Annotated in this window: 10 protein-coding genes; 3 read left to right on the top strand and 7 right to left on the bottom strand. The window is 39.6% G+C overall.

What is annotated here, in order from left to right:
- Positions 1 to 75 precede the first annotated feature (75 nt).
- The 3 genes from ssb to AAV96_RS15085 all read right to left on the bottom strand — a co-directional run bounded on the left by ssb (position 76) and on the right by AAV96_RS15085 (position 3,310).
- Positions 76 to 660 carry a single-stranded DNA-binding protein gene (gene ssb / locus AAV96_RS15095; RefSeq protein WP_046739900.1) on the bottom strand — a complete coding sequence of 195 codons (585 nt, stop codon included), beginning with the start codon at positions 658 to 660 and terminating at the stop codon, positions 76 to 78.
- Between the two features lie 51 nt (positions 661 to 711).
- Entirely contained in the window at positions 712 to 2,076 is a 1,365-nt protein-coding gene (locus AAV96_RS15090; protein WP_034602552.1) for an MFS transporter, read from the bottom strand.
- Between the two features lie 151 nt (positions 2,077 to 2,227).
- A complete protein-coding gene (locus AAV96_RS15085; protein ID WP_046739899.1) occupies positions 2,228 to 3,310 on the bottom strand; it encodes a DUF475 domain-containing protein in 1,083 nt (360 codons plus the stop codon).
- Positions 3,311 to 3,481: 171 nt separating this feature from the next.
- Here AAV96_RS15085 and tenA point away from each other — a divergent pair, with 171 nt between their 5' ends.
- Positions 3,482 to 4,156 (top strand): thiaminase II, encoded by a 675-nt coding sequence (tenA, locus tag AAV96_RS15080; RefSeq protein WP_046739898.1) that lies wholly within the window; start codon positions 3,482 to 3,484, stop codon positions 4,154 to 4,156.
- Positions 4,157 to 4,312: 156 nt separating this feature from the next.
- On the opposite strand, the gene AAV96_RS15075 is transcribed toward tenA, so the two are convergent.
- From AAV96_RS15075 to AAV96_RS15065, 3 genes are all read right to left on the bottom strand, one after another.
- Positions 4,313 to 4,666: a DUF1304 domain-containing protein gene (locus AAV96_RS15075; RefSeq protein ID WP_046739897.1), complete on the bottom strand. Its 354-nt coding sequence runs from the start codon at positions 4,664 to 4,666 to the stop codon at positions 4,313 to 4,315.
- Positions 4,667 to 4,737: 71 nt separating this feature from the next.
- Positions 4,738 to 5,715 carry a zinc-binding dehydrogenase gene (locus AAV96_RS15070; protein WP_046739896.1) on the bottom strand — a complete coding sequence of 326 codons (978 nt, stop codon included), beginning with the start codon at positions 5,713 to 5,715 and terminating at the stop codon, positions 4,738 to 4,740.
- A 3-nt stretch (positions 5,716 to 5,718) separates the two neighbouring features.
- Positions 5,719 to 6,321, bottom strand: coding sequence for a TetR/AcrR family transcriptional regulator (locus AAV96_RS15065; protein ID WP_046739998.1), 603 nt, complete (start codon positions 6,319 to 6,321; stop codon positions 5,719 to 5,721).
- Between the two features lie 367 nt (positions 6,322 to 6,688).
- On the opposite strand from AAV96_RS15065, the gene uvrA reads away from it, so the two are divergent.
- Together uvrA and AAV96_RS15055 are read left to right on the top strand one after the other, a co-directional pair.
- Entirely contained in the window at positions 6,689 to 9,520 is a 2,832-nt protein-coding gene (gene uvrA, locus AAV96_RS15060; protein ID WP_046739895.1) for an excinuclease ABC subunit UvrA, read from the top strand.
- Positions 9,521 to 9,641: 121 nt separating this feature from the next.
- Positions 9,642 to 10,493: an AbiJ-NTD4 domain-containing protein gene (locus AAV96_RS15055; RefSeq protein ID WP_046739894.1), complete on the top strand. Its 852-nt coding sequence runs from the start codon at positions 9,642 to 9,644 to the stop codon at positions 10,491 to 10,493.
- A 15-nt stretch (positions 10,494 to 10,508) separates the two neighbouring features.
- Here the strand turns inward: AAV96_RS15055 and AAV96_RS15050 are convergent, their stop codons facing one another.
- Complete coding sequence (locus AAV96_RS15050; protein ID WP_046739893.1) at positions 10,509 to 12,230, bottom strand: GGDEF domain-containing protein; 1,722 nt, start codon at positions 12,228 to 12,230, stop codon at positions 10,509 to 10,511.
- Positions 12,231 to 12,379: the final 149 nt, after the last annotated feature.

Genomic DNA, 12,379 nt, shown 5'->3' with positions numbered 1-12,379 from the left:
GTAAATTTTATTTGTAACTAACTGCTAATAAAGAATAATTTAATAAACTTTACAAAACATAGTCTCTAGGGTGTACTAGAACGGTAAATCATCATCTAAATCAGCAGGGGCTGTCGCAGGCTGAGGTGCTGATTTTGGTGTATTAAAACCATTACCTGCTTGTGGACTACCTGCATAATTACCTTGATTACCGCCAGCAAAGCCACCGCCCTGACCATAACCATTTTGGTTGTTGTTATAACCCGTATTTTGGTAACCACCACCTTGATTATTGTTGTTATTAAAACGTGGTTGATTAAAGTCACCGCCGCTTTGTTCGCTTTGTTGACGTGTATCTAACATCTGCATTTGATCGCCACGAATTTCAGTACTGTAACGCTCTTGACCGTTTTGATCTGTCCATTGACGAGTACGTAATGAACCTTCGATATAAACTTTTGAACCTTTACGCAAATATTGCTGTGCAATTTCACCTAAACGGTTGTGTAACACAATACGATGCCATTCTGTTTGTTCTTTACGCTCGCCTGTATTTTTATCTGTCCAAGACTCACTTGTTGCAATCGAAAATTGAGTCAGGGATCCACCATTTGGAAAAGTTTTTGTTTCAGGATCTTTACCCAAAGTACCTACTAAAATAACTTTATTCACACCACGCATTAGCTGTCTTCATCCTATGTATTTCTATGTTTTACTTTATAAGAGTTATGTTTAAATGGCTACCTCTTTGCCAATCAAGTGCGTTAAATCTTGTCGCCCAGCATCATCTATACACTGTTTATCGACTTTAATATAAGCAACTTGTTGTTCAGGCATCACCACGACTTCTTCAATACCACGAATTGCCAACAATTTTGAAGTCCATTCATCCGTTTGTGTCATTTGAGGTAGAGGCAACACAATTGAAGACAAATATCGAGGTTGAGCCAGCCCAAAACTGACCAACAACCAAAGTATAGCAATCCCAGAGAGGACACTCCAGCCAAGTGCAGTATTCTGTAACATCAAAAGCTGTCCGCCCAAAGTACCACCAAAAAAAGCACCTAAGAATTGGCTACTGGCATTTATTCCCATCGCAGTTGCTTTAGATTGAATAGGTGCAACTTTCGATAGCCAAGATGGCAATAACGCTTCCATGACATTGAAGGCGATAAAGAAAATACCAAGCCCTGCGAGCAATACATATTTCGATTCATAACCAAAAATAAGAATCAATAAACCCACAATAATTCCAGCAATTGCTGACAAGAAAATACCGCGCATTTTGCGATATTTTTCAGCAATAATAATACTTGGAAAAGCAAAGAACAGACTCAGCACCAATAATGGCAAATAAATCAAACCATGTTTTGCCAGTGGAATTTGTGCATATTCAATCAACTGAGAAGGAATATAAATAAACATTGCTGTGAGCAATAAGTGCAGAGAAAAAACAGAGACATGTAAGCGATTCAAATCGCCCATTTGAATGACTTGTTTCAACTGCGATAAATAACCCTGTTGGAAATTACGATGATGTCGGGTGACTTTAGGCACGAGCAATAACATCAAAATCGCAGCCAATCCCATAATTGTTGTCACGAAAAATAGCCCAGAAATACCGACTAAGCTAGTGAGCCAAGGCCCTAAACTAAATGCCACCACGAAAGACAAGCCAATACTCATCCCCATCGCTGCCATGGCTTTGGTCCGCTGTTCTTCACGGGTCACATCGGCCAGTAAAGCCATTACTACGGCTGAAACTGCACCTGCACCTGCAATCGCACGACCAATAATCACACCATAAATTGTGTCAGATAAACCTGCTATCGCACCACCAATCGCAAATAAGAGCAAACCAAGCACAACCAATGGTTTACGACTAAAACGATCAGCCAACAAGCTAAACGGAATCTGCAAAATTGCTTGTGTTAAACCATAGACCCCTACAGCTAAACCAATGAGGGCAGGCGTGGCATATTGATAAGATTGTCCTGCCACTGAAAAGACAGGAATAATCATGAACAAACCCAACATGCGTAAGGCAAAAATGCTGCTTAAGGCAAAAGTTGAACGGCGTTCTAAAGCATTCATTATTGATAAGACACTATAACTGGCTTAGCGAATTATAAGCGATTCGCTTAACAAGGTTGTAAGTAGATTATGAAAAACACAATCTTTAGGAGAAAAAATAAAGGAGCAAATCGTGCTCCTTTATTTAAAATATACCACTTAGCTGAAAATAAGCTTAAGAAGCTTGCTGTTCTCGCTTGCTATATTGAATAGATGCGATCACGGCCCAAACGATAAAGGCAACCCCGATCAGGCCCGTTACAACTTCAGGTACATGTAAGCCTGTACCACTTGCGATCATGATAAAAGCTAAGGAACCAATCGCATAATGCGCACCATGTTCCAAGAAAATATAAGCATCCAACGTGCCCTTTTCAACAAGATAGATGGTCATTGAACGGACAAACATTGCACCAATCGCAAGACCTAACATGATAATGACAACATCACTGGTAATCGCGAATGCACCAATCACACCATCGAAACTAAACGATGCATCTAAGACTTCAAGATATAAAAAACCACCAAATCCAGCTTTCACGATACCTGAAGCAGCCCCATTTGCATCATGCGTAAGCGCATTACCATTTTCATCAATCTCTGGCTCACCACCGAGGAGATGACTAAGCACCTGCACGCCAATATATATGACAATACCCCAGATCCCTGCCATGGTCACAGCCAAACGTACAGACTCTTCAACATTGGCTGCCATAATAATCATGGCAATCAATGCGAGAAAAACAGACATTGCTGGCACACTAGCTAAATTCGCTAATTTTGCTTCTAACCACTTAAACCAATGCGTTTCTTTACCATCATCAAAGAAGAAGTTTAAAAACACCATTAACAGGAAAGTACCACCAAATGCTGAAATTTCAGCATGATGTGCCATTAAACGCTCTGAATAGGTTTTTGGATCATTCAATGCCATTTTAGCGACTTCAATCATGCCCATATCTGCCGTCACAGCGACAATAACGACAGGGAAAATCAAACGCATACCAAACACGGCAATTAGAATACCTACCGTTAAAAAAATCATTTTCCAGAAATGATCCCAATTACGTAATACCGAAGCATTTACCACAGCATTATCAAAGGATAGTGAAACTTCCATTACTGCCAAGATCGCAGTAATCGTTAATGCTTTAAGCATCGTAGCTACGCCTGCTTCAGGACCATGCGTGTAGCCCCAATAGGCAGATAGTGCTAAGCACACTACCGTAAAGAATATAGAAAAACGAAAATGCTTCATGAACAGCCTTATGCGAAATCGTTGAGTTATAGAAATGTAGCTATTGTAGGCGAGTTTCGACCCAAAAAGAGAAAAGATTGTTGGACTTGTTTGGCAAAAGAAACCATCTAAACTAGACTCTGTTATAGTGCTGAAAGATTTCTTTTATATGTACTTTAATAGGTTCATTTCATGACGTTTTCTCAAGATGTATGGCAACGTAATCACGATTTATATCAAAAAATATTAGCTTTACCATTCAATCAAGAACTAGCTAAAGGGACGTTGGATCGTAAAGCTTTTTGTCATTACGTGATTCAAGATGCTCACTATTTACTAGCTTATGGTCGTGCGCTTGCTGTAGCTGCGGCAAAAGCCTATGAAGCAGATGATGTGATTCAATTTTCTGAAGCAGCAAAAATTGCGATTATTGTAGAGCGCAGCCTGCATAGTGATTTTATGCAGGAATTTGACATCAGCAAGGCTGAGTTTGAAAGCACGCCGTTAACGCTTGCCTGCCACCATTACACCTCTTTCCTAACCGCAACGGCTTGGTCAGAAAGTTATCCTGTGATCTTGGCAGCATTGCTTCCCTGTTTTTGGATTTATGCTGAGGTCGGTAAAGACATCGTAAATCAATCAGTTCCTAATAATCCATATCAAGCATGGATTGATACCTATGCAGGTGAAGAGTTTAATACAGCGGTTCGAAATGTGATTACAACTGTAGATAAAGTGGCGGCACGATGTGATCAAGACACTTTAGCAAAAATGCATGCAGCCTATACCATGGGCGCTAAATTAGAATGGTTGTTTTGGGACAGCGCGTATCAACAATGTCAATGGTTAGGTTTGGATCAAGCTTAATCGCCTATCAGATCTTCATTTACATTTTTCACAGACATAAAAAAGCCCCTCATGGGGGCTTAGTCGTATATCTTATTGTCCGATATACTGTATGAGGCTCATCTCAAACTGGTTGCATTAAAACATAAATCAGATCGAGTGAATACCTTTAATTGCTTAAAAAAAGTTAACCGCAATTAAGGCAAGCAATGCGGGTACAGATTGGATGTAAATAATTTTTTTGCTTGCAGTCAAACCACCATAAATACCTGCAATCAACACACAGCCTAAAAAGAAATTCGCCAAAGCCACCGCATAGGTTTCAGGTGCAATTAATGCCCAAAACAAACCTGCTGCAAGAAACCCATTATAAAGACCTTGGTTCTGCGCTAAAACTTTAGTGAGCTGAGCTTTTTCCAAACTATTACCAAAAGCTTTTAAACCATAGGGCTTATCCCACAAAAACATTTCCAGTACTAAAATATAAACATGTAAGACAGCAATTAATCCTACGAGCAGTTGTCCAATCATATAATTTTCCTTTTTATTTTATGACTCAATTTAAGTAGACCAGCCTCACGACTGGTCATCTGTTCTCCCAATTAAGGCTTTAACAACACTTTGCCCTGACGCGCACCCTGAGTTGCTTTGAGTGCAGCCGTTTTAATATCATCAAAACTAAAAACACCTTCCACAGGTAAAACTAATTTCTTTTGCATCGCAAGCGTTAATAACTCAACAAATAACGCCTTTTTGCGCTCTGCTGGCATTTCTTTATTCACCACACTTGCCCAAAAACCTTTCACCGTTGCCTGTTTGAAAATCAAATCGCCCGATGAAATCTGCATAGTTTCGCCCGTCATACTGCCAAATGAAACCAATACACTATTCTCACTCAGTAGATTCAGCATTTCACCACTGGCCGTTCCACCAATTGAGTCCACGCCTGCAATCAATGGCTGATCAGCATGAATCGCTTTGACTTGTTGCTTCCAATCCGCTTGATCCGTGGCAACTACATGTTGAATGCCTAAAGCTTGCATCTCGGCAATTGCATCGGTACGACGCACGAGATTAATCACTTGCAAACCACGCGCCTGAGCAATCATCGCTACAGTTTTACCGACCGCACCATTGGCTGTGTTTTGAATCAACCATTGCCCTGCTTGAACATTCACAAAGTCGAGTAACATCAAAGCACTAATTGGCATCCCAATCAATTGCGCTGCTGTTTCATCATCAATCGCATCATTTAGAGGAATAATACTTTGTGCAGGCGCAATAAAATATTCTGCCCAACTGCCATGTACGCCCGCAACAGCAATACGTTGTCCTAATTTGCTGTGATCAACACCTTCACCCACAGCGTCGACAATACCTACCGCTTCACTACCGCCAATTGCAGGTAAAGTTGGCTTATAGCCATAACTCCCCCGCACCGTCCACACATCGTGATTATGGATTGGGGACATAATCGTTTTAATACGGACTTCACCTGCTTTAGGCTCAGGTTTCGGCATATCGCCTAATGCTAAAACATCTACGGGCTCGCCAAATTGTTGATGGATAATACTTTGCATGATTTATTCCTGTATTGGTTGTAACAGCTGTTTGGTGGTTTCTAAAGCCAGATGTAGCGGTGCTTTGTCTTGTGCCAATTTGGTCATCAAAGCAGCCCCTAACCAAAGCTGATACATCACTTGAGCTGTTTTAAATGGATCAAGATGTGTTGGAATCGAACCTTGCTGCTGCCCTTCTTGCAATAACAGCGCCACGCGTTGCGTGAGTCGATGCACACCTAAATTTAAAATCTGTCGCATGTCTTCTGATAAATCAGAGACTTCAGCCGCGAGTTTTACAATTAAGCAGTTTTCTGCCCAACTGCCATAAATTGGATCGTCAATCCATGCCTGCCACAAAGCCATCAAACGTGCATACGCACTTTGTTCAGTGTGCTGCCAAAGCTGTTCGACTCGTACTTTATAGTCAGCCATATACTGTTCTAATAAGGCACAACCGAATGCCTCTTTAGACGCAAAATAGTGGTAGAACGAACCTTTTGGCACATCACAGGCTTTTAAAATTTCTTGTAAGCCAACTCCTACAAAACCTTTACGCAATACCAATTCAAAACTAGTATCCAAGATATGCTGTCGAGTTGCTTCACTCTTGATTGATCGTTTCATAGCCATACTATAAATTAATATTAGACCAGTCGTCTAGTAAATTTGTGTATTTTTATTCTGCAACAGCTTTACGGTAGTAAAATCAGAAAAGGAATGATAAAAATACAACTCGGTCAGTATGTGATACTCGTTATAAATGTGATTTAACCGTCACAATTTGTCGTTTTAAATATTTTTATACCACTTGAACAATTTTAAGGCGCTATCATATAAGACCCATTCAACAGCAAAATGCTGCTCAGAAATTATTTTAAATTGATTAGTACTGAGCTTTCTTTCAATACATTCAAATTAAATGATGAATGATCTATGAGATTGCTGTTCAATGTATTTTGATCTTCTATTTGCACATTACTGAGATGTTTTCATGAGCCAAAGTCATATCCGTATTCGAGGCGCACGTACCCATAATTTAAAGAATGTGTCACTCGATATTCCACGTGACAAATTTGTGGTGATCACAGGGCTTTCAGGTTCAGGAAAATCATCCCTTGCATTTGACACTTTATATGCTGAAGGTCAGCGTCGCTATGTCGAATCACTTTCAGCTTATGCACGCCAATTCCTTTCGCAAATGGAAAAACCTGAAGTTGACTCAATTGAAGGTTTATCACCTGCAATCGCGATTGAGCAAAAATCAACTAGCCATAATCCACGTTCAACTGTAGGTACAATTACCGAAATTTATGATTATTTGCGTTTGCTTTACGCACGTGTAGGAACGCCTTACTGTCCTGAACATGATCTACCGATGGTGGCACAAACCATTTCAGAAATGGTTGATGCGGTAAAAGGATTAGAAGAAGGTACAGCATTGATGTTACTCGCACCTGTGGTGCGTGAGCGTAAGGGTGAATACACCCAATTATTTGAACAATTACAAGGCCAAGGTTTTGTCCGTGCCCGTGTCGATGGTGAAATCATTGATATTGATACCCCACCTGAACTGGATAAAAAGAAAAAACATACCATCGAAGTCGTGGTCGATCGCTTTAAAGTCCGTGACGATCTTGGCAATCGTATCGCAGAATCGTTTGAAACCGCATTACGTCTAGGTAGTGATATTGCGGTGTTGTCGTGGATGAATGGCGAACATCCTGAACGTGTGTTCTCTGCAAAACATTCATGTCCTGAATGTGACCGTGCCGTAGCTGAACTCGAACCACGTCTGTTCTCATTCAATAATCCATTCGGTGCTTGCCCTGTCTGTGATGGTTTGGGAACTCGTAGTCATTTCAGCGCAGAAAAGTTGATTCCAAATCCTGAAGTATCCATTAGCCAAGGTGCAATTCAGGGTTGGGACAGACAACGTCCGTATTACTACACCATGCTGCAAAAAGTAGCGGATCATTTCAGTATTGATCTCGATCAGCCTTGGAATAGTTTAGATAAAGACACCCAAAAGAAATTTTTACAAGGCACAGGCAAAGAGAAAATCGACCTCAGTTATATCGATGAACGTGGTCGTAAACATAGCCGTGTACAAGCCTTTGAAGGGATTCTGCCACACTTAGAACGCCGTTATCGTGAAACTGAATCGAACTATGTGCGTGATGATTTAGCTCAATACCTATCCAATGCAGCATGTGATGCCTGTGATGGTTCACGTCTAAACGAAATTTCTCGCCATGTTCGTGTTAAAGATAAGACCATCGCAGAAATCACCAAGATGTCGATTGGTGATGCAGAAAACTATTATCAAGACCTCAATCTTGAAGGTGCCAAAGGTGAAATCGCGGATAAAATCTTTAAAGAGATTCGTGAGCGTTTACATTTCCTCGTCAGTGTCGGCTTAAATTATCTCAGTCTTGCACGTTCAGCCGAAACATTATCAGGTGGTGAAGCACAACGTATCCGCCTTGCATCACAAATTGGCGCAGGTTTAATGGGTGTGATGTATGTACTGGATGAACCCTCAATCGGTCTGCATCAACGTGATAATGATCGCCTATTACAAACCTTAATTCGCTTACGCGATCTCGGCAATACTGTGCTTGTGGTTGAGCATGATGAAGATGCAATTCGTGCCGCGGATCATATTATTGATATTGGTCCTGGTGCAGGGATTCACGGCGGTGCAATCATTGCAGAAGGAACGTATGATGAGTTGGCAAGCCATGCTGATTCCCTTACAGGTCAATACCTCTCAGGCAAATTGAAGATTGAAGTACCGAAACAGCGTACTCAATCACCTCGTCCAGATGAAGTCATTAAATTGTCTGGCGCAAGCGGACACAACTTACAAAATGTCGATCTTACCATTCCTCTCGGCATTATGACCTGTGTGACTGGGGTTTCAGGTTCAGGAAAATCAACACTGATTAACCGTACTTTATTGCCTTTGGCTGCGACTCAACTCAATGGTGCAACAACGCTGACCGCAGAAAAGTTTGATTCGATTGATGGTTTACAGCACTTAGATAAAGTGGTTGATATTGACCAAAGTCCGATTGGTCGTACCCCACGTTCGAATCCTGCCACATATACAGGCTTATTTACCCCAATTCGTGAATTGTTTGCGCAAACGCCTGAAGCCAAAGCACGTGGTTATAGTGCAGGTCGTTTCTCGTTTAACGTGAAAGGCGGACGCTGTGAAGCTTGTGAAGGCGATGGCATGATCAAGGTGGCAATGCACTTCTTACCTGATATGTATGTGCCATGTGATGCTTGTCATGGCAAGCGTTATAACCGTGAAACTTTAGAGGTTGGTTATAAAGGCAAGAACATTTCAGACGTGTTAGAAATGACCGTAGAAGATGCTGCTGAATTCTTTAGTGCCATTCCTGTGATTCACCGCCGTTTAGATACCTTAATGCAAGTAGGTCTAGGCTATATTCGTTTGGGTCAAGCAGCAACAACTCTATCAGGCGGTGAAGCACAACGGGTGAAATTAGCGCGTGAGTTAGCAAAACGAGATACTGGTAAAACCTTATATATCTTGGATGAGCCAACTACAGGCTTACATTTCCATGATATTGCCAAGTTACTCGACATTTTGTATGAGCTACGAAATAAGGGTAATACCATTGTGGTGATTGAGCATAATTTGGATGTGATCAAAACCGCCGATTGGGTAATTGACCTTGGTCCCGAAGGTGGTTCTGGCGGTGGTCAAATCATTGCCGAAGGAACCCCTGAGCAAGTTGCTGAAGTTGAGATTTCACATACAGGTCGTTTCTTGAAACCAATGTTGAAATAACTCATTCACTAACCATAGACTCACTATCAAAACAAAGACTTTCTCCCCTCTTTTTTAAAAGAGGGGCTAAGGGAGATTTTAAGATTGAATAAAGAAAATTTTTAGAATTTTGAGGTAAATAATGCGGTTTTCAGAAAGATATGGATATAAACCTGTCCGAGAGATAATTCAAAAAGAAAACATAGATGATGATTTAAAAAATTCTTTGTGGAATGCATATCATCTTATTATTTTGGAATCTGGAGAGTTTAACAGCAGTATACATCCATCTATAAACAACTATAGTCTTTACCCATTATTCCGTTCATATTGGGTCACATTATTAAAAAAACCCGTTGATGAGATTCCCCATACCGTTTCAGACACTCAAAGGATAATTCGCAACTATTTTTTCAAGAAATTTGAATGGTTTGAGATTTATGATTTTATTGAGTTTACTATTAAAAATTTACCGAATCAGCTCTTAAAAGGAAAATTTAAATCAACTTTTATAATCTTTATAAATAATGCCTTGGAGAGAGAGAACAGTGCTTACCGCATCATAAATGATGAAATAGTACCAATTACTGCAGAACAAGAAATCGAATCCATCGAAGAAGTATTGCAACATACCAACCAATATTCGGGTGTTCAACTACATTTAAATCAAGCATTAAAGCTAATGTCAGATCGACAAAATCCTGATTACAGAAACTCGATTAAAGAATCCATTAGCGCCGTAGAATCAATCTGTAAGATCATTACTCAGGATGATAAAGCAACTTTAGGTAAGGCACTCAAAATCATTGAAGAAAAATATAGTTTACATACCGCCCTTAAAAGCAGTTTAAGCCAACTTTATGGTTATGCCTCGGATGGTGATGGTATACGTCACGCAATGCTAGAAGAATCGAATTTATCTTATATCGATGCCAAATTCATGCTGGTTTCTTGCACAAACTTTATAAACTATTTAATTGAGAAGACAAAATAGATTGGGGTAAGCGTGTTACCCCTCTACAACATTCTTCCCTTTTGCTTTCGCTTTTAACAAAGATTGATCAGCTTTTTCTAATAACTCTAACCAAGTTTCAGCTCCAATCGCAATTCCTATACTCACTGAAACCTGAATCAACTCACCAACATTTGAGGTCATAATATTCTGTTTTAATATGCCTGAACGAATACTTTCAGCAATCGCTTTTGCTGCGTTCATTTCAATACTTTCGATCACGACTAAAAACTCATCACCACCATAACGAACGATTAAATCGGAAGCTCGCACATTATGCTTGAGTTGGTCTGCAATCATGGTAATCACCTGATCACCCGCAATATGCCCATATTGATCATTCACAAATTTAAAATTATCAATATCAATCACAATGACACAGGTTTCTGATAGGCCTTCAGGCTTTGACTCTAAAACATTGATATATTCTTCCAAAGCCAAACGATTTGCGACACCCGTTAATATATCTGAGTTCGCAACTTTCTTAAGCTGCGACTCCATCATGTCACGTTGTTTCAAAATACTTTTTAATCTTTCTATCGCTTCAAATAAAGAAAAGAATTCCTGCCGAGACTGCTTACCAGTAAAAGGTTCAGTTGGACTATTTGATAAGCTCAGAATCATATTTCTTGCTCTAATTAAAGGCTGAAATACACGTCTCTTGGCATAGCTCATTGTGAAAATTGCTGTAAGCAATGAAACAATCGAAATACCAAAGTTAAAAATAAACTGCTGCTGAGCTTCTTTATTCTGCTGCTTAACGATTTCATAGCTATAATCTAAAATATAGTTCTGTAAATCCATCACAGTGGTAAATTTATCAACCATCCGCTCGGTCAGTTGCGTCCCTGTTAAAGAATACGGTTCAGCATTTTCACTTTGATCAAGTAATTTAGAAATTAAAGGCAACCCCTGCTCTAAAAACTCCGTTTTTACACGTTCATGCAAAAGTTTATATTTTAGTGTTTTGGTCTGTTCAGGTTGAATCGTATCAACCAACGACCAAAGATATTCTGCCTGATGCTGAGTCTGTAAAGAACGTGCTCGATTTGCATCAGAAATCGGTTCAGCAAAAGTGATTGGAGCCATAATGTTAGATGCAATACGCCCAGCCTGATCACGCATATCTGTTAGGATGAGAATTGAAGTAAAATAATTCGACATGTCGCTATCTTTACTTTCTAATTGCGTCATTAATAATTTTAAAAAAAGCCTATTTTCATCCCACACAGAGAAAAGCGCTAAAATTGCATGATCCAGTTGTTGAGAACTTCTTTGTGAATACGGTGTTTCAATATAAACATCAACAACACGACGTACCTGAGCTAATTTCACTTTGAGATCAGTCTGCAAATGTCCTGCAATAGATTGAAAACCATTCTGCTTTAATACTGAAATGGTTTGATTAATCTGATTATCTACAGCCTGTCGATGACGTTGCAACTTTTCTTTATTTATAAATAACTCATTCGGTTGACTCGACATTGCCTGATTAGATGGTGCTCTTTCTTTAGAAATTTGATTTGCCGTTTGCACCAAAGCCCGTAGACTCGTAATTTCGATGAGAGCTTGTTTTGTTTTGACGTATTCTTGATAACTATGAACAATGAGAGGAATGGAAATATATAAAATAGAGAAAATAATGATGACCATACAGAAAAATAGACGAAGGCTTGTATGTCCTGAACGTAATTTCGTATGTTTTTGACTACGCTCCATGAACATATCCTGCTATTCTCAAAAAGCCATCCTGATTGATTTTTAAACAACGCTGATTTTACCTGAATTTTAAATCTAACTGTCATAATTCAAGGCACTTTTTCATTTAAATAAAGTATAAATTTAAAATATTTTTCAATTAAGCTGTC

The organism is Acinetobacter sp. AG1, assembly GCF_001005525.1.
Classification (GTDB): domain Bacteria; phylum Pseudomonadota; class Gammaproteobacteria; order Pseudomonadales; family Moraxellaceae; genus Acinetobacter; species Acinetobacter modestus.
This window is presented reverse-complemented; position numbering and strand designations above follow the sequence as displayed.